Origin of the sequence: Candidatus Pelagibacter sp. HIMB109 (genome assembly GCF_052048155.1) — a bacterium.
Taxonomy (GTDB): Bacteria; Pseudomonadota; Alphaproteobacteria; order Pelagibacterales; family Pelagibacteraceae; genus HIMB114.
The window spans coordinates 49,563-69,542 of sequence record NZ_JBNAIK010000002.1; the positions used below are offsets into that span (position 1 = coordinate 49,563).

General features: G+C 30.7%; 24 protein-coding genes and 1 tRNA gene. 7 read left to right on the top strand and 18 right to left on the bottom strand.

All coding sequences use genetic code 11. The features are described 5' to 3' along the window. Position 1: 1 nt before the first annotated feature. From dusA to dctP, 5 genes are read right to left on the bottom strand one after another with little or no spacing between them, the layout of a single operon-like run. Entirely contained in the window at positions 2-994 is a 993-nt protein-coding gene (gene dusA / locus ACTTAQ_RS01890; protein ID WP_440695076.1) for a tRNA dihydrouridine(20/20a) synthase DusA, read from the bottom strand. Then, complete coding sequence (locus tag ACTTAQ_RS01895; RefSeq protein ID WP_440695078.1) at positions 987-2,288, bottom strand: malonyl-CoA decarboxylase domain-containing protein; 1,302 nt, start codon at positions 2,286-2,288, stop codon at positions 987-989. Before ACTTAQ_RS01895 ends, dusA begins: the two co-directional genes overlap by 8 nt. Next, the gene (locus ACTTAQ_RS01900; RefSeq protein ID WP_440695297.1) at positions 2,275-3,606 is read right to left on the bottom strand and encodes a TRAP transporter large permease; all 1,332 of its coding nucleotides are present in this window, start codon (positions 3,604-3,606) and stop codon (positions 2,275-2,277) included. Before ACTTAQ_RS01900 ends, ACTTAQ_RS01895 begins: the two co-directional genes overlap by 14 nt. 17 nt (positions 3,607-3,623) lie before the next feature. Beyond that, positions 3,624-4,118: a TRAP transporter small permease subunit gene (locus ACTTAQ_RS01905; protein WP_440695080.1), complete on the bottom strand. Its 495-nt coding sequence runs from the start codon at positions 4,116-4,118 to the stop codon at positions 3,624-3,626. Between the two features lie 44 nt (positions 4,119-4,162). After that, positions 4,163-5,176: a TRAP transporter substrate-binding protein DctP gene (dctP, locus tag ACTTAQ_RS01910; RefSeq protein ID WP_009360027.1), complete on the bottom strand. Its 1,014-nt coding sequence runs from the start codon at positions 5,174-5,176 to the stop codon at positions 4,163-4,165. Between the two features lie 62 nt (positions 5,177-5,238). Here dctP and ACTTAQ_RS01915 point away from each other — a divergent pair, with 62 nt between their 5' ends. Beyond that, complete coding sequence (locus ACTTAQ_RS01915; protein ID WP_440695299.1) at positions 5,239-6,384, top strand: CaiB/BaiF CoA transferase family protein; 1,146 nt, start codon at positions 5,239-5,241, stop codon at positions 6,382-6,384. On the opposite strand, the gene rpoZ is transcribed toward ACTTAQ_RS01915, so the two are convergent. Both rpoZ and ACTTAQ_RS01925 read right to left on the bottom strand, forming a co-directional pair. Further along, the gene (gene rpoZ / locus ACTTAQ_RS01920; RefSeq protein WP_440679988.1) at positions 6,381-6,836 is read right to left on the bottom strand and encodes a DNA-directed RNA polymerase subunit omega; all 456 of its coding nucleotides are present in this window, start codon (positions 6,834-6,836) and stop codon (positions 6,381-6,383) included. The genes ACTTAQ_RS01915 and rpoZ overlap by 4 nt on opposite strands. Positions 6,837-6,869: 33 nt before the next feature. Continuing rightward, complete coding sequence (locus ACTTAQ_RS01925) at positions 6,870-8,030, bottom strand: MFS transporter (RefSeq protein ID WP_440695083.1); 1,161 nt, start codon at positions 8,028-8,030, stop codon at positions 6,870-6,872. 83 nt (positions 8,031-8,113) lie between these two features. On the opposite strand from ACTTAQ_RS01925, the gene ACTTAQ_RS01930 reads away from it, so the two are divergent. Together ACTTAQ_RS01930 and ACTTAQ_RS01935 are read left to right on the top strand one after the other, a co-directional pair. Then, the gene (locus ACTTAQ_RS01930) at positions 8,114-8,986 is read left to right on the top strand and encodes an NAD(P)-dependent oxidoreductase (RefSeq protein WP_440695085.1); all 873 of its coding nucleotides are present in this window, start codon (positions 8,114-8,116) and stop codon (positions 8,984-8,986) included. 4 nt (positions 8,987-8,990) lie between these two features. Further along, the gene (locus tag ACTTAQ_RS01935; RefSeq protein WP_009360022.1) at positions 8,991-9,608 is read left to right on the top strand and encodes a pyridoxamine 5'-phosphate oxidase family protein; all 618 of its coding nucleotides are present in this window, start codon (positions 8,991-8,993) and stop codon (positions 9,606-9,608) included. Position 9,609: 1 nt separating this feature from the next. Here the strand turns inward: ACTTAQ_RS01935 and ACTTAQ_RS01940 are convergent, their stop codons facing one another. Then, positions 9,610-10,122 carry a gamma carbonic anhydrase family protein gene (locus ACTTAQ_RS01940; RefSeq protein WP_440695087.1) on the bottom strand — a complete coding sequence of 171 codons (513 nt, stop codon included), beginning with the start codon at positions 10,120-10,122 and terminating at the stop codon, positions 9,610-9,612. 30 nt (positions 10,123-10,152) lie between these two features. Between ACTTAQ_RS01940 and ACTTAQ_RS01945 the strand changes: the two genes are divergently transcribed. Both ACTTAQ_RS01945 and ACTTAQ_RS01950 read left to right on the top strand, forming a co-directional pair. After that, complete coding sequence (locus ACTTAQ_RS01945) at positions 10,153-10,704, top strand: thioredoxin family protein (protein WP_440695089.1); 552 nt, start codon at positions 10,153-10,155, stop codon at positions 10,702-10,704. Next, the gene (locus tag ACTTAQ_RS01950) at positions 10,652-11,800 is read left to right on the top strand and encodes a glycosyltransferase family 4 protein (protein WP_440695091.1); all 1,149 of its coding nucleotides are present in this window, start codon (positions 10,652-10,654) and stop codon (positions 11,798-11,800) included. Before ACTTAQ_RS01945 ends, ACTTAQ_RS01950 begins: the two co-directional genes overlap by 53 nt. A 224-nt stretch (positions 11,801-12,024) precedes the next feature. Here ACTTAQ_RS01950 and ACTTAQ_RS01955 read toward each other — a convergent pair whose 3' ends face one another. Next, positions 12,025-12,945 (bottom strand): glycosyltransferase family 9 protein, encoded by a 921-nt coding sequence (locus ACTTAQ_RS01955; RefSeq protein ID WP_440695093.1) that lies wholly within the window; start codon positions 12,943-12,945, stop codon positions 12,025-12,027. A 27-nt stretch (positions 12,946-12,972) separates the two neighbouring features. Here ACTTAQ_RS01955 and ACTTAQ_RS01960 point away from each other — a divergent pair, with 27 nt between their 5' ends. Then, positions 12,973-13,371 carry a DUF6165 family protein gene (locus ACTTAQ_RS01960; RefSeq protein WP_440679999.1) on the top strand — a complete coding sequence of 133 codons (399 nt, stop codon included), beginning with the start codon at positions 12,973-12,975 and terminating at the stop codon, positions 13,369-13,371. Here ACTTAQ_RS01960 and ACTTAQ_RS01965 read toward each other — a convergent pair. The 5 genes from ACTTAQ_RS01965 to ACTTAQ_RS01985 form a co-directional block, all read right to left on the bottom strand. Further along, the gene (locus tag ACTTAQ_RS01965) at positions 13,368-14,165 is read right to left on the bottom strand and encodes a carbon-nitrogen hydrolase family protein (protein WP_440695095.1); all 798 of its coding nucleotides are present in this window, start codon (positions 14,163-14,165) and stop codon (positions 13,368-13,370) included. The genes ACTTAQ_RS01960 and ACTTAQ_RS01965 overlap by 4 nt on opposite strands. Beyond that, positions 14,165-15,205, bottom strand: coding sequence for an adenosylmethionine decarboxylase (gene speD / locus ACTTAQ_RS01970; RefSeq protein ID WP_440695096.1), 1,041 nt, complete (start codon positions 15,203-15,205; stop codon positions 14,165-14,167). Before speD ends, ACTTAQ_RS01965 begins: the two co-directional genes overlap by 1 nt. Before the next feature lie 138 nt (positions 15,206-15,343). Further along, complete coding sequence (locus ACTTAQ_RS01975) at positions 15,344-15,979, bottom strand: class II aldolase/adducin family protein (RefSeq protein WP_440695098.1); 636 nt, start codon at positions 15,977-15,979, stop codon at positions 15,344-15,346. Further along, positions 15,979-17,028, bottom strand: a complete 1,050-nt coding sequence (mtnA, locus tag ACTTAQ_RS01980; RefSeq protein ID WP_440695100.1) for an S-methyl-5-thioribose-1-phosphate isomerase — start codon at positions 17,026-17,028, stop codon at positions 15,979-15,981. Before mtnA ends, ACTTAQ_RS01975 begins: the two co-directional genes overlap by 1 nt. Continuing rightward, the gene (locus tag ACTTAQ_RS01985; RefSeq protein WP_440695102.1) at positions 17,029-17,895 is read right to left on the bottom strand and encodes an S-methyl-5'-thioadenosine phosphorylase; all 867 of its coding nucleotides are present in this window, start codon (positions 17,893-17,895) and stop codon (positions 17,029-17,031) included. It lies immediately after the preceding gene. 30 nt (positions 17,896-17,925) lie between these two features. Between ACTTAQ_RS01985 and ACTTAQ_RS01990 the strand changes: the two genes are divergently transcribed. Further along, entirely contained in the window at positions 17,926-18,453 is a 528-nt protein-coding gene (locus ACTTAQ_RS01990) for an adenine phosphoribosyltransferase (protein WP_440695104.1), read from the top strand. Between the two features lies 1 nt (position 18,454). Here the strand turns inward: ACTTAQ_RS01990 and ACTTAQ_RS01995 are convergent, their stop codons facing one another. The 4 genes from ACTTAQ_RS01995 to ACTTAQ_RS02010 form a co-directional block, all read right to left on the bottom strand. Continuing rightward, the gene (locus ACTTAQ_RS01995) at positions 18,455-18,736 is read right to left on the bottom strand and encodes a hypothetical protein (protein ID WP_440695106.1); all 282 of its coding nucleotides are present in this window, start codon (positions 18,734-18,736) and stop codon (positions 18,455-18,457) included. Positions 18,737-18,741: 5 nt separating this feature from the next. Further along, positions 18,742-19,173, bottom strand: coding sequence for a carbonic anhydrase (locus ACTTAQ_RS02000; protein ID WP_440695107.1), 432 nt, complete (start codon positions 19,171-19,173; stop codon positions 18,742-18,744). Between the two features lie 30 nt (positions 19,174-19,203). Then, a tRNA-Met gene (locus tag ACTTAQ_RS02005) sits at positions 19,204-19,280 on the bottom strand. 62 nt (positions 19,281-19,342) lie between these two features. Further along, complete coding sequence (locus ACTTAQ_RS02010) at positions 19,343-19,978, bottom strand: LysE family translocator (protein ID WP_440695109.1); 636 nt, start codon at positions 19,976-19,978, stop codon at positions 19,343-19,345. Positions 19,979-19,980 lie beyond the last annotated feature (2 nt).

The window sequence follows — 19,980 nt, forward strand, 5'->3', positions numbered from 1 at the left end:
GTTATGTAACCGCTTCTATTTTTTCGTTATTTTGTACAACGCTTAAAATATGTTTTACCTTTTGAAAATCTGAATCTCTTGCCATCATATTATCTGATAAATACCTTTTCCATTTACCAGCTCCACGTTGACCATGATAAAGACCTACGGTATGTCTCATGATTTGATTCACTCTTGTTCCCTTCTTAACCTCATTGCTCACGTACTCAATTAACTTCTCTACAATTGTTTCTCTTGAAAGAATATCATTGTTTTGAAAAATTTCTCTTTCAATATCTGCTAAGAAATATGGTGACTGATAAATAGCTCTTCCAATCATTACTCCATCAACTTTCTCTAAATGAGATTTAATTTGATCAGTGTCTGTAACCGCTCCATTGATAATAATTTCAATTTCTGGGTTTGATTTTTTTATTTCATACACCATTTTATAATTAAGTTTTGGTATTCTTAAATTCTCTTTTGGACTTAAACCTTTTAAAATTGCTTTTCTTGCATGAAGAATAATTGTTTTTACTCCTGTATTTTTAATTTTTTCTACAAATGAATTTAAATAATCAAAATCTTCAACATCATCATAACCAATTCTAGTCTTTGCTGTAACTGGTAGTTTCGTAGATTGAACCATTGCAGAAAGACAATCAGCAACTAGATCTGGTTCCTTAATTAAACATGCGCCAAATTTATTTTTTTGAACCTTTTTACTTGGACAACCCAAATTCAAATTAATCTCATCATACCCAAAATCTTCAACAATTTTACAACACTCCACTAATTCTTTTTTATTACTTCCGCCAAGTTGTAATGCTACTGGCTTTTCAAATTCGCTAAATTCTAATATTTTTTTTTTATCTCCATTGAGAATTGCTCCGGTTGCAATCATTTCTGAATATAAAAAAATGTTTTTACTAATTAACCTTAAGAAATATCGATCATGACGATCTGTACAATCCATCATTGGCGCCATAGAAATTTTACGATTTAATTTAGACATATTTTTTTATTTTATCAGAATATGAAATAATACCTTTGGTAATAAAATCCTCATGAATTTTCTCTAACTTTTCTAACTGATATCCATAGTTTACCATAATGCCGAAAGACTCTTTGTACCCATAGTCACTAATATTTCCATTAATTATAATGTTATAAATACTGGCGCCATTTCCAAGGTGAAATCTTGATACTGGATTTAGAGGTTTATTATTAATTTTTTCATTAATTAAATAATTAGCTACTAATTTTTTAATAGCTGTTTTCTCCTCTATAATTTTAGGTTCTCCTATTTTTAAATCAGATGATCTTAAAAAATTTAATTTTGTGATGTCATAATCTTTTAATATATCTTTTAATTTTTCATCGTTTAACGATAAAAACCAATCAGAAAAACCAGGTAAAGGAGAAAGAGTTCCAAAATTTTTTATTTTAGGATTTTCCTCTTGAATTTCAAAAACAACTCTTTTTATTAAAAAATTTCCTAATGTCACTCTCATTAAACCTTCTTGGCAATTGCTGATTGAATAAAAAGTGGCAGTATCATAATTTGAATTATTATCTGTTTTTGGCTTAACAATTTCTTGTATAGAATTGCCAATACCTTTTGTAAAAGCAACCTCAACAAATATTAAAGGTTCATCTTTTAATACTGGATGAAAGTACGCAAAAAATCTTCTATCTTCTTGCTGCAATCTACGTTTTAAATCATTCATGTCTTTAATTTGATGAACTTTTTCATACTTTATTATTTTTTCTAATATTGCTGCTTTTGACTCCCAAGTAATTTTTTCTAGCCTTAGAAAGCCAGGATTAAACCAGGATTTAAATAAGTGCCTTATATCTTCATCTAAGGTTTTAAGCTCAGGATTAATAGGTAAAAATTTTATCAAATCTTCTCTCATTGAAACGAGGAAGGGGGTTCCGTTTGGAGCCATATTTAATCTTCGAATGAGTTCTTGTCTGTTTCCTTCAACAGCAGTTCCTAATTCATTTAATGCCTTTTCATTTTTTTCTTTAAGATATTCTGCAATTTTAATTTTAACTTTTTCTTTATTTGGTGAGAATTTTTTATTTATTTCTTTAAAAAAATTCAATTTTTGATCTGTATTAAAGACACTATAAATCTCAGTGATCTCTCTAGCAATTGCAATACCTGAAGCAATTCCTTTAAAGGATATTAAATCGTCACATAGTTGAAGTGCAGTTGGTAAATCTTTTTTAACAGTTTTTTTCCCTATTAAATTCTGACCTGCATCTGCTATTGAAGAAAAAAGTTTTTTAAAATCCAGCATCTTTACCCATTAACTTATCTGGTAACCATGTAACAAGCTCAGGGAAAATACATAAAATCACTATGCAGATCATCATCATTACCATGAAAGGAATTGATCCTCTTAAAATTTGGTTTAAGCTAACATCTGGAGTTATACCTTTGATGATATACAAATTAAGACCTACTGGTGGTGTAATTAAGCCAATCTCCATATTAATTGTGAATACAATCGCAAACCAATAAGGATCAAAACCAAATTCAGTAATAATTGGAAGTAAGATTGCAGAGGTCATAACAATCACTGCAACTGGCGGTAAAAAGAAACCCGCAATTAATAAAAAGATATTGATATAAAAAAACAATAACCATTTATTTAAACCCATCTCAACAATAGTTTGGGCAATAGATTGTGTTACGTATAAAGACGATAAACTAAATGCAAATATATACGAGCCAGCAATAATGAACATGATCATTACGCTCTCTTTCATTGAAACTTTTACGATATCCCATATTTTTTTTGGCTGATAAATTTTATAAACCACAGCAATCATCACAAAAACAAGGAACGCACCTACGCCCGATGCTTCAGAAGGGGTAGCAATACCTCCGTAAAGTACATAAAGAACCCCAACTACTATCGCCAAGAAAGGAAAAACCCTTGGGATAACTTCTACTTTTTCTTTAAAAGTTGGTGGAATTCTATTTCTGGCTCTTTCGGCATAGGATTTATCAATAAAGTAAGAATAAATATAAGCCCAGAGCATAAATAATCCGGCAAGTAGTAAGCCCGGGATTACACCGCATAAAAACAATCTTCCTATAGATGTTCCTGTTGCTAAACCATAAACGATAAGAACGATACTAGGCGGGATTAAAACACCAAGAGTTCCACCAGCAGCAATACATCCAGTTGCAAGTTCTGCCGAGTATCCTCTTTTTCTCATCTCAGGAATTCCCATGGTTCCAATCGCAGCACACGTTGCTGGACTTGATCCGCTAAGAGCTGCAAATATTGAACAAGCTCCAATATTAGAAACCACTAAACCACCAGGCAATCTCCAAAGCCATCTATCTAAACCAGTATATAAATCCTTACCCGCTGGTGAATTCGCTACAGCCATACCCATCAAGATAAACATTGGAATGGATAACAATACAAAAGAATTTAAACCTGCATAAAAGGTTTCTGCATACACATTCAGAATTTGAAAACCTTCTGCTAAAAATAAAAAAACTAAAGATGTAAAACATAGACCAAATGCAATAGGTATTCCTGAAAACAACATAGCAACCGTAAAAAGGCCCACGATCAGACCAAGTAAAAGCGGATCCATGTTTGTAATAAACTCCATTAAAATTCCTTCAATTTTCTAAAAAGTTTAATTAGTTCAGCAATGTAGGACATTGTCATTAAAGTTGCTCCAATTAACATAGATGAATAAGGTATCCATAGTGGAGGGCTCCAAATCGTTCCTGTATTGTGATTATTTATGAATGCATCTGCAGTGATTTCAAAACTCACATAAAATAAAATTGAGAAAAAAATTAAGCACAAACTATCAGTAAATATCTTTAATCTTGTTACATTTTTTTCTGACATGAATGTATATAAGTATTCCATATTAACATGCCCTTTTTCACTCAAAACCCATGCGCTTCCAATAAAAGTAGATGCAACAAGCAACATTGTAACTAATTCGGTTTGCCATGTAATTGCGTTTCTAAAAAGATATCGCTCAAAAACTAATTCTGTAATTAAAACTATAGATAATAACAAACAACCTGCAGCAAATATTCCACAGATTTTTGCAACTTGTTCAGTAAATTTTATAAATTTATCTGTCATAAAAAAATACCCCTGCAATTAGCAGGGGTATTAATTTTAAGCTTTTATTTTACTGCTAAAGCTTGGTCAATTAATTTTTGACCACCTGGAACTTTGGTTGCAAAGTTCTTGTATGATGTTTTTTTAGCGATAGCTAACCAAGCATCGAAATCAGCTTTAGTCATGTAAGAAAGTTTAACACCAGCTTTTTTATAAGCTTTTTCCATAGTAGTGTCTAAACCAGCAGCTTCTCTTGTCATATACTTTTCCGCAACTTTTCCAGCTTTCATTAAAGCTTTTTGTTGTTTAGAAGTTAAAGAGTCAAAAGACTTCTTTGACATAAGAATTGGCTCGTACATAAACCATAGTCCATATTTTCCTGGAGGTGTCGCACACTTAACTTGTTCGTAAATTCTGTAAGATACAAAACTTCCTGAACTAGTGTTTGCTCCATCAAGTACTCCAGTTTGAAGACCATTATAGATCTCAGAAGATGGCATTCCTTGAATACCAGCACCTGCACCTTCAAGCATTTGGTTAAATGCTTTTCCTGCAGCTCTGAAAACCTGACCTTTAACTGACTCTGGATTCGTAATACAATTTTTCTTTGATACGAAACCACCTGCTAACCAAGCATCAGATAATACTACAACACCTGCATCATTGATGATTTTTTTAATTGTTTTCATCATTGGTGAATTGTTTACTCTTAATGCATGCTTATGGTTTTTAACCATTCCAGGCATTAATGTAATATCAAACTCTGGATGGAATTTTGCAGCATAAGCTAATGGGAATGCAGAAATATCCAACTGACCAGTTGTCATCGGCTTCCATTGCTCTTTTGGTTTATAAAGTGATTTAGCTGGATAAATTCTGATATTTACTCCAACATTTGCTTTTTTCATTTCGTCAGCAATGATTTGAACCATTTCGTGACGAACATCAAATTTACCGTCTTTTCTTTTGGTACCTGGCCATTGGTGACTTGCTTTTAATGTTTTAGCAAAAGACTCACCTACTCCAGCAAATAAGAAAACAGCAGCAAATAAATAGATAAATGATTTTTTAAATTTCATTTATGTCTCCCTTGTTAGTTAAATTATTGGCTATTGAACTATATTTTGGTATCAAGATCAACATGAATAAAGGTCCATTATCTGGATTATTAGTACTAGATTTAACAAGAGTGTTGGTTGGACCTTATTGTACAATGATACTTTCGGATCTTGGAGCTAGAGTGATCAAAGTTGAAGCTCCAGGTGTAGGAGATGACTCTAGAGGCTTTGGACCCTTTATTGAAGATCAATCAGCATACTTTATGTCGCTAAATCGTAACAAGGAAAGTATCGCTCTCAATTTAAAAGTTGAAGAAGATAAAAAAATTTTTGAAAAAATATTAGATAAGACCGACATTCTTGTTGAAAACTTTAAACCAGGAACTTTAACCAAATGGGGTTATGGCTGGGAAAATTTAAAAGATAAATATCCAAAGTTAATTTATGCGTCTGCATCTGGTTTTGGTCAAACAGGACCTTTAAAAGAATTACCTGCATACGACATGGTTGTTCAAGGTATGGGTGGGTTAATGAGTGTAACGGGTCAGCCTAATAGCGAACCAACAAGAGTTGGAACTTCAATTGGAGATATTACAGCTGGGTTGTTTACTGCGATTGGAATTAATGCTGCTTTATATGATAGACAAAAAACAGGTAAAGGAATGTATATCGATGTATCAATGTTAGACTGTCAGATAGCTATTCTTGAAAACGCAATTGCAAGATATTTGTCTAAAGGTGAAATTCCAAAACCAATGGGATCAAGACACCCGTCTATCTCTCCGTTTGAAGCTTTTAAGACAAAAGATAGTTACATTATTATTGCCGCTGGAAACGATAAGTTGTTTGAGGGTATGTGCAAAGTATTTGATTTAGAATTATATAAAGATGCAAAATTTAAAACTAATGCGGATAGAAATAAAAACATAGAAGAACTTAAAAAAATATTAGAAGATAAACTTAAAGACAAAACAACATCTGAATGGTGCAAAGTGCTAGAGGCTAAAAGAATACCTTGCGGTCCAATTAATAATATAAAAGAGGCTGTTGAAAGCCCTCAAACTAAAGCGCGTAATATGATTGTAAGTGCAATGCATAATAAAATTGGTGAATTTAAAATGGCTGGTAATCCAATCAAAATGTCTTCATATGAGGATAAAAATACCAGAGGCGAAATACCTAATTTAGATCAACACCGTGAAAAAATACTAAAAGAATTTGGAATTTAAGAGTTTTGCTCTTCAGCAGGAGTATCGCTTACTTCATCTGCATTATCATCTGAAAAGTCATCATCTTCATCTGTAACATCATTTGCTTTCATGCTTGGGGTAGGAACTTTTCTAGATCTTTTCGAAGGCAATATAGCTTGACCAGATTTAGAAACTTCACCTTTGTAAATTTCTTCAAATGCATCTCCTTCTGGAGCATCATACTCTTCTTGTTCCATTGCATCTTCTGGATGTTCTCTTGCTCTATCTACAGTTTGTGTTTCTAAAGTCTTTTGGTCCAGTAATTTGTCTCCAATTTCTCTTAAAGATAAAACTGTTTTTTTATCATTATCTTCAGAGACCATAGGTTTATCACCTGCACCTATTTGCAAAGTTCTCTCTTTTGCTAAAATAACTAGATCGTATTGGTTATCTACAACTTCTAAACAATCTTCAACTGTGACTCTTGCCATTGGCGAGGCTTATAATGATTTTGTCATGAAATTTCAAGCGGTAATAACAGGCTTATAACTCTTTATTTTCAGGCAAAAAAGAAGGTTGGCAAATATTGCATATAAAACCATAAATAAAAATATTTTTTGAGCATTAAACCCATCATCAATTAAGTATCCAAATAACACAGGGGACAAAGAAGTTGAAAAAACCATAAGCGCAACTGTAACTGATCTAATTGCTCCAAGATGTTTGGTGCCATACATTTCTGACCATGTGGACGTAATTAGCACATTTGCTGTTCCATTTGTAATTGCAATAAAAATAAAAAATAAAACTGGTGATAACGAAAATTGAAATAAATAAGAAATCACAAAGCCTATTATCATAGGCAGGAGGTAAAATGGTAATACTTTAATTGCACTAAATCTATCTATTAAATAACCAGAAACTTGTAGGGAAATTAATGTAAAAATTGCATAAGCTGTAAAACTTGGGGCTATATAAGTAATGCCCCACCCTGAACTTTCAAATAGAAAAGTCTGATTGATAAAAATGCCAGTTATTAAAAATGGAGGACAAAGAACAGCTGGTAGTAAAAAATAAAACTTTATATCTTTTAAAACCTCTCCCCTTGTCCAATTTTTAATGTTTAAATTTACTTTTAATTGATCCGGTTCTTCAGAATTATCTTTAAAGTCTTTTAAAAGATATAAAATAAGTGGCATTACAAAAATAAAAAGAAAAGTCGCAATAACGATCCAAACTTTTTTCCATATCATAAAATTTAAAAGTAAAATTACCAAACCTGGTAAAATACCTTCGCCAAATGTTAAACCAAGCCACGCAATACCAAGAGCCTTTCCTCTATTTCTATTAAAAAATTTTGCCATAGCTGTACTAGAAGTATGGCTCATTAAACCCTGTCCAAATAACCTTAAAAAAAATAATGCAAAAATAAGATGTAGGAGACTCGATAATTGACTTATAAAAATAGATGCAAAAAATAATGATAAACAAACAAAAATTGCAAAATTCCTAAGTTTAAAATCATCTATCTTCTTGCCTAACCAAATAATACTTAAACTACTCACAAGTGTTGCGATTGAATAAATTCCACCAAATTCAGAGTGGCTTAAATTTAAATCTTGTCTTATAAACGGGTTAAAAATACCTAGGAAAAAAGTTTGCCCAAAGCTTGAACAGAAAGTCATAAGGAAACCAAAAAGTAGGTATTTAAAATTTGATTTTATAAAATGAAAATTAAACATTATTAATTATAAGGAGTTATTTTTAAATGTCTCACAAAGTTACTTTTATCGGTTTAGGCGTCATGGGTTTTCCAATGGCTGGATATATATCAAAAGCTGGTCACGATGTAACAGTTTATAATAGAACTTCAGCAAAGGCTGATAAATGGACTAGTACTTACAAAGGAAAAACAGCTTCAACACCTGCTGAAGCAGCAAAAGATGCTGACTTTATTTTTACATGCGTTGGAAATGACAACGACTTAAGAGAAGTGACAACTGGTTCAGATGGTGCATTTCAAAATGTTAGGAAGGGAGCTGTATTTATTGATAACACAACAGCTTCGGCTCAAGTTGCAAGAGAATTATTTAATACAGCGACTGAAAAAGGTTTTGGTTTTTTAGATGCCCCAGTTTCTGGTGGACAAGCTGGAGCAGAAAATGGTGCACTAACTGTAATGGTTGGTGGACAGCAGTCAGATTTTGAAAAAGCTGAACCAATTATTGATTGCTACAGTAAAAAAATTAAACTTTTAGGTAGCGCAGGAAGTGGACAGCTCGCAAAGATGGTAAACCAAATTTGTATTGCTGGATTAGTACAAGGATTATCAGAGGGATTAAGGTTTGGGCAAAATGCTGGTCTAAATGTTGAAGATGTAGTTGAAGTTATTTCTAAAGGTGCTGCTCAATCTTGGCAAATGGAAAACAGATTTAAAACAATGTTAAATGATAAATTTGATTATGGTTTTGCAGTTGACTGGATGAGAAAAGATCTTGGGATTGCAATGGAAGAGGCAAAAACAAATGGATCAAAACTTCCTGTAACTGAAATTGTAGACCAGTACTATTCAGAAGTTCAAAAAAATGGTGGTAATAGGTTTGATACCTCTAGTCTAATAACCTTGCTTCCAAAAAAGTAATCAGGTGAACGAGAAAGTTCCAGATTTTTATAACAATAAAGATTTAATCTTTGATGAAATTTGGACTCTCCTATCAAGGGGTGTAGTCGATAGATCAGAGGATTTTAGGTTACCCGTTGTCATTGTTAATAAAGGGCAAATATCAGATGGAAGGATAGTTGTTTTAAGGGGAGCTTTCAAAGATAGAAGAGTATTAAGATTTCATACTGACCTAAGATCATCTAAAATAGAAGCTTTAAAGAAAAATAATAATATTTATTTTTTATTTTATAATAAAAAAAGAAAAATACAGGTAAGAGCAAAAGGAGAAGCTACTATACATTATAAAGATAAAATTACTGATGAGGCTTGGAAAAAAACAATGATAATCAGTAGAAAATGTTATCTCGCAACAAATGCACCAGGGTCAGTTTCTGAAAATCCTCACCCCGGTTACCCAAAAGAACTTGAAGGTAAAAATCCAAAAATTGAAGATACAGAAATAGGTTATGACAACTTCTGTGTAGTGGAAAGTAAAATTAGAGAAATGGAATGGCTATACCTTGCCTCTCAAGGTCACCGTAGGGCAAAAATAAATATTGAAGATAATGGCTCAGTTAACACTGAGTGGCTAACACCTTAGTTTATTTAAAACCTTTTTCGTAATTTTTCCAATTTGCAGAATATCTTCTTGCATTTTCTTTTATCGCTTCAATTTCTTGATCTGTTACTTCTCGTATGATTTTACCAGGAGAGCCCATAACTAAAGATCTGTCTGGTATTTCTTTGTTTTCTGTAATTAGTGAATTTGCACCAATAATACAATTTTTTCCAATTTTTGCGTTATTTAAAATTGTAGCTCCCATTCCAATTAAACTATCATCTTTAATTGAGCATCCATGAAGTATTACCATATGTCCAACAGTTACACCTGAGCCAACTATACATTCACATCCATCATCAGTGTGTACAACGCTATTATCTTGAACATTAGTTCCCTCACCTATTGTGATTTTTTCAATGTCACCTCTTAAAACAGCTCCAAACCAAATACTGCAATCATTTTTTAAATGAATGTTACCTATAACTTTAGCACTATCTGCAATCCAGTTCTTTCCATCTCTTTTTACGATTTTATCTCCAAGTTGATGAATCATAATTAAGGTATATATATAATAATATTTACTATGGCACTTGAAAAAACACCTATTTGTAGCTTTGGGGAAAAAATTTATGATTTTAATTTAAAGTCTGTAGATGAAAAAAATTATACACTTAAAGATATTAAGGGAAAAAATGGAACACTCGTTATGTTCATTTGCAATCATTGTCCGTATGTTAAGGCCATAATCAAAGAACTCAGTTCAACTGCCTTAAGTCTAAAAAAATATAACGTAAACTCAGTGGCAATTATGTCAAATAATACTGCTAATTATCCAGATGATAGTTTTGATAATATGAAAAAATTTGCACAAGAAAATTATTTTAGCTTCCCTTATTTATTTGACGAAACTCAAGAAATTGCAAAAAAATATGGAGCTGTATGTACTCCTGATTTTTTTGGATATAATTCCAATCATGAACTCCAATATCGTGGTAGGTTGAGGGAAATGAAAGACTTAGTTCCGGTTGATGGAAGTAAGAATGAATTGATGGAAGCCATGATAGAGATTTCACAATCAAAAAGTGGTCCAAAAAACCAATATCCAAGTATGGGATGTAATATTAAGTGGAAATAAAGTGATAATAATTACTACTAGAAATTTTCTTCCTGAGATGGGTGGAATGCAAATTTTAATGTCAGATATTGCTAAGCATTTATCTAAACATTCTAAAGTGAAAGTTTTTGCGGAAGATATAAAAAATGCACATGAATTTGATAAAAATCAAAAATATGAAATTCAAAGAATTAAAGGTTTCAAATTTATAAGAAAGTTTAGAAAAGCAAATCAAATACAAGATTATTTTAACCAAAATAAAAATATTTCTGCATTAATATCAGATCACTGGAAGAGTATAGAAAAACTATCTAAAAATATTTGCCAATCAGTACCAACAATTTGTTTAATTCACGGAAAAGAAATTAATCACCCTAATGGCTCCCCTTTGAATATAAGAATGAAAAATTCATTATCTAAAACTAAGTATATAATTGCAAATTCTGAATTCACTAAAAACCTAGCTATCGAAAAAGGAATTCAGGAAGAAAAGATTAAAATAATCAACCCCGGAACTGATAATATTGATGAAGATTGTGATGAGAGTGCAGCCTTAGAAATTTATAACAATGCAAATCCAAAAATTATTACAGTCTGTAGATTAGAAAAAAGAAAAGGTTTAGAGCAAACACTTCTTGCCTTAAAAAATTTTGAAGCAAGATATGAAAATTTTAGATTTATTATTATTGGTGATGGTGAAGAAAAACAAAATCTACAAAAACAAGTAGAAAATCTTAATTTAAATAAAAATATTATTTTTTTAAGTGAGGCGTCTTTAAAGTTAAAAAATTCATTAATTAAAACAGCGGATTTTTTTATTATGCCCTCAATACAGGTAGGTAAATCAATTGAAGGTTTTGGAATATCTTTCTTAGAAGCGGCTAAATATGGAACTCCCTCTATTGGAGGAAAAGCGGGTGGCGCGGCTGATATTATAAAGCATAATGAAACTGGTTTATTGTGTGACGGAGAAAAGTATGACGAAATTTATAATTGTTTAATTAATATTATGGAAAATAATAAATTTGAATCCATGGGCGATAAAGCAAAAAAATTTTCTGAAGAATTCTTTTGGGATAAACAAATTAAAAAATATTTAGATCTTATTCAAATTTAACTTAATGAATTTTATTAAAAATAATTTAAAGTGGCTTGGTACCATCTTGGTCTTCATTGGGATATTATTAATGTACTTAAATATTTATCCGTTAAATATTTTTTTTCATGGTCCCGGAATTGTAGCTTGGACTATTCATGGGTATATCCATAAGGATAAGGCGGTACTAACAAATTTTGCCCTACAAATTCCTTTTTCGATTATTGGTTTTTACAAATATTTTTTTATGTAAAAATTTTATCTTTCACAAACTTTAATACCTGTTCAGGAGTAATTTCCCTAAGGGAGTTAGACTCAATAACTTTAAATTTTTCTGTTTCAATACTTACTTTTTTTGCAGAAGTATGATGACCAAACAATGCAACACCCTTGCACCCTAAGTGAGCAGCAATATGAGCTGGTCCTGTATCATTTGCTATAACAAAAGATGACTGCTTTATTACTTTTGCAAGTTGACCAATGCTTGTTGGTTTATCATTATTTAAAATCATCTTAAGACCTATATTTTTACATTGACCAATCTCACTTGGCCCTGGCGCTGTTATTAATTCATATTGAGGTAATTCATTTTTTAATAATTGAATTAATTCTTTAAAGTATGGCCAAACTTTATGTTTTAATTTTGGAGAACTAAAAGGAGCTAAAAAAATATATTTTTGCTCTTTGATTTGAAAACTTTCTTCAATTGCCCATGAAAAATCTGGTTTCAATACATGGCTTGTGTCATTAATATTAGATCTATCTAATTGAACTTTAAAACGTTCTATAACACCTTCCTGATCAAATAGTTTTTTTGTTTCATTTTTTTGCAAAACCGTAAGTGAAGAAGACCAATTCTTAATTTTAAAATTTTTTCTGTAAAAATTAGTCCTTGAAGAATTCTGAAGGTCAAAGCAAATATCAAAATTAAAACTTCTGATATTTTTTATTAATTTTAATAAATAAAAAAAATTCCATCTTGGTAACCTTTTGTCTACTATTACCTCATCAATGAATGGACATCCTTCAAATAGATTTTTAAATTTAAAAGTTGTTAATATAAAAATTGTACTATCTTTAAATTGATTTCGAATATCTTGTAAGGCGCCCGATATCTGAACTATATCACCAAGAGAACCATGTTTAATAATTAGAATATTTGACATAGGCTGATTTAGTATTATCAATTAGTTATGAATTCAGCTAATAAAATTTTTGCCGAAATATCAGTAGGTGAGCTATTAGATAAAATAAGTATTTTAGAAATTAAGCAAAAAAATCTAAAAGACACTGAAAAAACAAAAATTGTCACCAAAGAACTTGAGAGTTTAAATAATACTTTGAAAAATGATGTAAGTATTACTGATGAAATTAAATCTTTGTACAATGATTTAAAAGCTATAAATTCAAAACTATGGGACATCGAAGATGGTAAGCGAGACTGTGAAAGAAATAAAGATTTTGGAGAAAAATTTATTGAATTAGCAAGAAGTGTCTATATTGAAAATGACAACAGAGCTAAAATAAAAAATAAGATCAATCAATTATCTGGGTCAAATATCTCAGAAGTTAAAAGTTACGATAAATATTAATCAAAACTTATACTTGGAATCTCTGACCTAATTTTTTTAACTTTCTCAATATCTATCTCAGAAATTATCAAACCAATGTCTTCTTTTTTTTCAGATAAAACAACACCATCAGGTGAAACAATCATTGAATGTCCGTAAGTTTCTCGATTATTAAAATGTTTTCCAGTTTGAGCCGGGGCTAGAACATAACAAAAGTTTTCTATAGCTCTAGATCTTAGAAGAATATGCCAATGTCTTTCACCAGTGTTTTTTGTAAATGCTGATGGTACCGCTAAAAAATCAGCACCTTTTTTCATTAATTGCCTATAATGATTTGGAAATCTTAAATCATAACAAATTGATAAGCCTAAATTTCCCCATGGTAATTTTGTTACTGATAAACTTTCCCCAGCTTTAAATTTTTTAGACTCTTCATAACTTTCTCCATTTGGTAAATTTACATCAAACATATGAATCTTATCATATGTTGTAACTATCTCTCCCTTTGGACTAATTAAAACTGATCTATTAAAAATATTATTATTTTCTTTAAATGGTGTTCCACCGATTAAAAACCAAATTGAATTAGATTTTGCATATTTAATGATTTCATTAATGCAAAATCCTTTTTCATAATCTTCAGATTTTTCCTCCAAAACACCTTCATCTAAAGTGAGTAGGAAAGTATTTTCCGGAGTTAAAATAATTTGAGCTCCATCTTTAACAGCTTGATCAGATAGTTTTATAACTTGATCTAGATTTTCTTTTGGCTGATCATTAGATGTCAGCTGCAAACAAGCAGCATTAAATTTCATTATTTATTAATTGAACTTATAAAATTCCAACTACAATCAAAGCTTGGAATGTAGATTTCTGAAATCTTTGAATTGCCAAATGCGCTTTCTAAAGTTTCTCTCCAATTATTAACTTGAGATGGTTTTTTATCTTTTGATCCAACTTGAGCAGTAATAACTCCATTTTTCTTTGTAATTCTCTTAATGTCATTTATATTTTTTGCTGCAAGATCAATACAAAATTGGTCATCGTTTAAATCTATAAACAAATGATCATATTTTTCATTTTCGCAAGAAACTATATTTTTAAAAGCATCACCCCAAATACAATTTACGTTATTGCTTTTGTGAATATTTTTAAAGACCTCAGGTAAATATTGTTGGCATGCATCTACAACTTCTTTATCCAATTCAAACCAATCAATATAATCAAAATTATTTTTTACACACTCTCTAGCGACTCCTCCATCACCTCCGCCTATAATTGCAGCGGTTGAGTTTTTTGAGCATAACCCAAGTCCAGATTTAACAAATGTACTTGAGTATAATTCTTCATCTTTCTCAGCTACTTGAATTTCACCATCTATAAATAATGCATTACCAAATTCTTTAAGCTTTAATATTTCGATATGTTGTCCAGCTTGAGATTTGAAGTTTTTAATAACTTCTTCAACCATATAAAACTTTTTAATACCTTCAGAACTATAAATATCTTTATAATGATGAACGGTATCTCTTTCGAAATCTTTTTTAATTACTGATGTATGAGGTAATTCTTTTTTTAAAATCTCCAATGATATACTTGGACTAACAGCGCCACATGTAAAAAAATCAAAACTCACAATCCCCTTTTCAGGAAAAGTATGAAAGCTCATATGACTCTCTTTAAGCAAACACAGTAAAGTTACACCTTGTGGAGTAAAAACATATTTGGAAATATTTACTATTTCAACTTTTGCTACTTCAGCAATTTTTTTAAAAATTTTTTCATAAAATTCTGCAGAGTGATTTTCATATACTCCAAGAAAATCTAATGTGATGTGCTCGCCTACTTTATTCATTAGGCCTCCCTTCTTTCAAAAAAATTAAAGCTTGCTAAAGCTTAAACTTCAAAACCTTGTTCATCAGAGATCTCGACAAGATTTTTAGCCCTTAACTCGCGGTATACAGAGACTCTCAGTATTATCAACCTTTTTTGATTACTGTTTATAATTTTTAACTTTGGCTAAAACTTTATTCATTTCAGAATTTGCTAAAATTTTAGGTTTGCCAACTCTCAAACATTCCAGGTACTGTTCAGCTAAATGCTCAACTTCTTGGGCTAATTCAAATGCATTTTCTAAATTATTTGAAAATGAAACCTGGCCGTGATTTTCTATCAAACAAGCTGAGCGCTCTTTTAAAGCTGCAATAACATTTCTAGATAATTGACTGGTACCATAGGTTGCATACTTTGCACATCTAATATCTATGCCACCTGCTACAGCGACCATGTAATGAAATGCAGGTATCTTCTTTCGGATGCAAGAAAGAACCAAGGCATTTTTAGAATGGCAGTGAACTATCGCTTTGCTTTCATTTCTGTTTTTATAAATATCTTTGTGAAATTTCCATTCAGATGATGGTTTATTTTTACTCTTATTAAACTCTCCTTTCATATTCACAAATACAATGTCTTTAGTTTTTAATTTCTCATATTTCATACCACTTGGAGTTATTAAAAAACCATTTTTGTACCTTGCTGAAATATTACCCGATCTTAGTGGCGACAGGTTTGTTTTATTTAATAATTTTGAAAATTTAATTATATTTTTTCTTATTAATAATTCATTCATTAAAAATTTTCTCTTAATTCTTCTGGTTTAAAAATTCCCTTTTCAGTTATAAACCCCGTAACAAGTTCAGCTGGGGTAATATCAAATCCTAAATTAAATCCTTTGCTGTTCTTTGGATAAATATTTATTTGTTTTAATTTTCCATCTTGATCAAAACCATTTATTAATTTTAACTCATCATCAGATCTTTCCTCAATTGGAATATCTTTTCCTTTAAGAATTTTTTTATCGTAAGTTGTACTTGGTAAGGCAACATAGAAAGGGATATTATTATCTTTTGCAGCTAAAGCTTTTAAATAGGTTCCAATTTTATTTGCAACATCCCCATTTTCACTAACGCGGTCTGTTCCTACAATGCACATATCTATCATGCCTCTTTGCATTAAAAGTCCTCCAGTATTATCAGCTATAATTTTATGCTCAATTTCTTCATTTAATAATTCATAAGACGTAAGTGATGAACCTTGGTTTCTAGGCCTTGTTTCATCGACCCAAACATGAACATTGATACCAGCATCTCTAGATTTATAAATTGGAGCAGTTGCAGTTCCCCAATCTATTGTTGCAAGCCATCCAGCATTACAGTGCGTAAGAATATTTACTTTCTCTTTTTTAATTCTTTTAATTAATTCTAAACCATGATTTCCAATACTTTCTGAAATTTTAATATCTTCTTCGCAAATTTTTTTACATTCATTTAAAATTGAATTTTTAATATTTGAACTATCAATATTTTTTAGAATACGATCAGCTGCCCATGCTAAATTTACCGCTGTAGGTCTTGCGGTTTTAATATTTGTAATTTTTTCATTTATATAATCAAAATTTTCATTCTCTTTTGCCGCAAGATAAATGCTATAAGCTGCAGTCGCTCCAATTAGTGGAGCACCTCTCACAAGCATATTTTTTATTGCTACAAAGCAGTCCTGATAAGTGTTAAGTTTTTTTATTATAAATTCAAAAGGTAATTTTGTTTGATCTATTATACAAACATTGTCTTCATTTTCATTGTGCCAAATAGTTAAATAATGCTTACCATTAATTTTCATTTAACTTTTCAAGACTCTTCCAGCGATATTTTTTAGCTCTTGTTTTGTTGTCTCTGTCCAATGTGAACGATCAGTGATTATTGCTGTATCTAAACAATTATTTGCTGGATCTTTTGGATCGATAAAGTTTTCAAAATTTTTAACAACTTCTACTATCATTTTTCTCGCGTTATCTGCATTACTCAACAATGTCTTTATAACTTGCTCAACAGAAACATCCTCGTGATCTTCATGCCAGCAATCATAATCAGTTACCATTGCAACAGATGTATAGCGAATTTCAGCTTCTCTAGCTAATTTGGCTTCTGGCATATTAGTCATTCCAATCACATCACATCCCCATGAACGATATAAATTTGACTCAGCTAAAGATGAAAACTGAGGACCCTCCATAACTAAATATGTTCCACTTACTTTATGTTTTAAATTTAGTTTTTTTAAAACCTCTTCGCATGCCTTCATTAAACCAGGACTTGTTGGTTTTGCCATAGAAACATGAGCTACAATTTCTTTATCAAAAAATGTTTTAACTCTTGCAAAAGTTCTATCTATAAACTGATCAACTAGAACAAATTTCCCTGGTTCTAATTCCTCTTTTAGTGATCCCACAGCTGATACTGAGATAATATCAGTTACGCCAAGTTGTTTTAAGGCATCAATGTTTGCTCTAAAGTTAATATTAGACGGATTAATTTTATGTCCTCTTGCGTGCCTTGGCAAAAAATAAACTTGCTTGTCTTCAATTTTTGCTTCTAAAATTTGATCTGAGGGTTTGCCCCAAGGTGTATCTACGTTTAACCACTTCTCATCTTTAATACCATCGATATTATAAAGGCCACTGCCTCCAATGATTGCTAATTTATTCATATTTGTTTAGGTATATTAAATATCAAAAAAATGAAATTAGAAAAAACCATTAGAAGTATTCCAAATTATCCAAAAAAAGGAATTTTATTTAGAGATATCACTTCTCTATTAGAAAATAAAAAAGCTTTTAATTATACAATAAAAAAAATGCGGTCTATTTCAAGCAAAGTTAAATTTAATAAAATTGCAGCTATTGAATCACGAGGATTTATTTTTGCCTCTGTTTTAAGTTTTTTGACAAAAAAACCTTTAATTCTACTTAGAAAAAAAAACAAATTACCTGGTAAAACTATCTCTCAAAAGTTTAAATTAGAGTATGGTTATGACACTATTGAAATTCACAAATCTTCATTGAAGAAAAATGACAAAATTTTAATCATCGATGATTTAATTGCTACAGGTGGAACTGCGCTTGCTGCTGCTAAATTAGTTGAAAAAACTAAAGCTAAAGTCTCAGGTTTTGTCTTCCTGATAGACCTTTTTGATCTTCCGGGTAACAAAATACTAATTGCTAAAGGTTATAAAACTTTTAGTCTTATTAAATTTCCAGGCCACTAAATTATTTTATATTACAAGCCTTCAAAGCAAATTTTGAAGCTTCAGCTTTATTTGCCCATTTATCTAAAGTTGGATTTATTTTTTTCAATTCTTGGTACTTCATTCTGTAATTTTTGTAATAACATTTATCTTTTGCAGTTTTTGAAAAACATCCATAAGCTATTGCAGCTAAAATTATTGAACCGCCAATTACAAAATATTTAAAGTTTTCACATAATAATTTGACTACACATCCCCAATGTCCTTGCATAAATGGACATGTTTTATTCTTTGAACTTTTCATATCATCTATATGATTTCATTCATTGCTACAGTCAAGAAAAGAGTTTTCACTGTCATTATTTTTGTTTCTAATTTAATTTTTGGGTACTTTTTCTTAAGTTTTGTTTTAAGAGCTTTAAAAGCATTTTGATGAATTTTATATTCAATATTTCTATTAAATTTTTTTTGTTTATTTACCAATTTTGCAGCACCGCAATCATAATGATTTACAGCTATAAGTTTTTTAATACCGTGCAGCTTTAAAGAGATACCTAAATTTTGCCAAAAGACATTATGCCAAGTTTTAAATTTATTTGAAGTTACACCAACTGCAGATCCTGCAATTGAAAATAAACTATATTTTCCAGACAATTTTTTCTTCTTTAGGATATTATTAATCTTTGGCTGACAACGAGGATCAATGCAGCTTAAAACCATTGCTTTATATTTTGATGGCATAAAAAAATATTAAATTGATTCCTTGATTAATGGTAGCGGGAGGCAGAATCGAACTGCCGACACCGGGCTTATGAGTCCCGTGCTCTAACCAACTGAGCTACCCCGCCATTGCTGGATTATCTACAATATAAAATCCTACTTGTCACGCCTGTGTCTTAATAAAATAACCTTAAAGTACTAAAATCATAACCGCTACAATTAATAAAAGTATTGAACTAATTTGATTTAGTTTTTTTTGAGCAGAAGGGCTTTGCATAAGCTGTCTTACAGGTGAGACTAATGCAATTAATATTATGTTACCAATAAAAGGAACTAAAGCAGAAATTGATGCAATTATTACCGCATCAGTATTTGTTAATTGATTTAATACAAAGAAACCTGGCATAATACTTATATAAAAAAGAATAGCTTTTGGGTTTGAAAAATTGACTAGTAATCCAGTCATAAAGCTTTCTAAATAAATAGAGTTAAATTTTAATTTTGATGAGACCTTGGATAATTTAATATTATTTAAATCATAAGACGGTTTTAACCATAACTTGATTGCTAAATACAAAAAAAATCCTGCAGCAACCCAAGTTAATATTTTTGTTATAGAAGGTACAGCTTCACTAATAGAAGATATAGATATCACAGCTAAAAAAGACCAAGTAAAATCTGCAATAATAACTCCGCAAGCTAATGGTAACCCACCAGACCATCCATTTGAAAAAATTCTAGCTAAAAGAACAACCCAAACAGGACCTGGGGTGAGAAACAAAATAAACATCGCAAATGCATAAAAATACAATTCAGTGATCGACATTT

Excerpts from the sequence above, each read along its gene's own strand:
- ACTTAQ_RS01990 (WP_440695104.1), top strand. The coding sequence starts at position 17,926 with ATGAAATTAGAAAAAACCATTAGAAGTATTCCAAATTATCCAAAAAAA.
- ACTTAQ_RS01900 (WP_440695297.1), bottom strand. The coding sequence starts at position 3,606 with ATGGATCCGCTTTTACTTGGTCTGATCGTGGGCCTTTTTACGGTTGCT.
- ACTTAQ_RS01915 (WP_440695299.1), top strand. The coding sequence starts at position 5,239 with ATGAATAAAGGTCCATTATCTGGATTATTAGTACTAGATTTAACAAGA.
- ACTTAQ_RS01995 (WP_440695106.1), bottom strand. The coding sequence starts at position 18,736 with ATGAAAAGTTCAAAGAATAAAACATGTCCATTTATGCAAGGACATTGG.
- ACTTAQ_RS01955 (WP_440695093.1), bottom strand. The coding sequence starts at position 12,945 with ATGTCAAATATTCTAATTATTAAACATGGTTCTCTTGGTGATATAGTT.
- ACTTAQ_RS01925 (WP_440695083.1), bottom strand. The coding sequence starts at position 8,030 with ATGACTTTCTGTTCAAGCTTTGGGCAAACTTTTTTCCTAGGTATTTTT.
- dusA (WP_440695076.1), bottom strand. The coding sequence starts at position 994 with ATGTCTAAATTAAATCGTAAAATTTCTATGGCGCCAATGATGGATTGT.
- ACTTAQ_RS01985 (WP_440695102.1), bottom strand. The coding sequence starts at position 17,895 with ATGAATAAATTAGCAATCATTGGAGGCAGTGGCCTTTATAATATCGAT.
- ACTTAQ_RS01895 (WP_440695078.1), bottom strand. The coding sequence starts at position 2,288 with ATGCTGGATTTTAAAAAACTTTTTTCTTCAATAGCAGATGCAGGTCAG.
- ACTTAQ_RS01930 (WP_440695085.1), top strand. The coding sequence starts at position 8,114 with ATGTCTCACAAAGTTACTTTTATCGGTTTAGGCGTCATGGGTTTTCCA.
- ACTTAQ_RS01965 (WP_440695095.1), bottom strand. The coding sequence starts at position 14,165 with ATGAAATTTAATGCTGCTTGTTTGCAGCTGACATCTAATGATCAGCCA.
- ACTTAQ_RS01975 (WP_440695098.1), bottom strand. The coding sequence starts at position 15,979 with ATGAATGAATTATTAATAAGAAAAAATATAATTAAATTTTCAAAATTA.
- ACTTAQ_RS02010 (WP_440695109.1), bottom strand. The coding sequence starts at position 19,978 with ATGTCGATCACTGAATTGTATTTTTATGCATTTGCGATGTTTATTTTG.
- rpoZ (WP_440679988.1), bottom strand. The coding sequence starts at position 6,836 with ATGGCAAGAGTCACAGTTGAAGATTGTTTAGAAGTTGTAGATAACCAA.
- ACTTAQ_RS01905 (WP_440695080.1), bottom strand. The coding sequence starts at position 4,118 with ATGACAGATAAATTTATAAAATTTACTGAACAAGTTGCAAAAATCTGT.
- speD (WP_440695096.1), bottom strand. The coding sequence starts at position 15,205 with ATGAATAAAGTAGGCGAGCACATCACATTAGATTTTCTTGGAGTATAT.
- dctP (WP_009360027.1), bottom strand. The coding sequence starts at position 5,176 with ATGAAATTTAAAAAATCATTTATCTATTTATTTGCTGCTGTTTTCTTA.
- ACTTAQ_RS01945 (WP_440695089.1), top strand. The coding sequence starts at position 10,153 with ATGGCACTTGAAAAAACACCTATTTGTAGCTTTGGGGAAAAAATTTAT.
- ACTTAQ_RS01960 (WP_440679999.1), top strand. The coding sequence starts at position 12,973 with ATGAATTCAGCTAATAAAATTTTTGCCGAAATATCAGTAGGTGAGCTA.
- mtnA (WP_440695100.1), bottom strand. The coding sequence starts at position 17,028 with ATGAAAATTAATGGTAAGCATTATTTAACTATTTGGCACAATGAAAAT.
- ACTTAQ_RS02000 (WP_440695107.1), bottom strand. The coding sequence starts at position 19,173 with ATGCCATCAAAATATAAAGCAATGGTTTTAAGCTGCATTGATCCTCGT.
- ACTTAQ_RS01940 (WP_440695087.1), bottom strand. The coding sequence starts at position 10,122 with ATGATTCATCAACTTGGAGATAAAATCGTAAAAAGAGATGGAAAGAAC.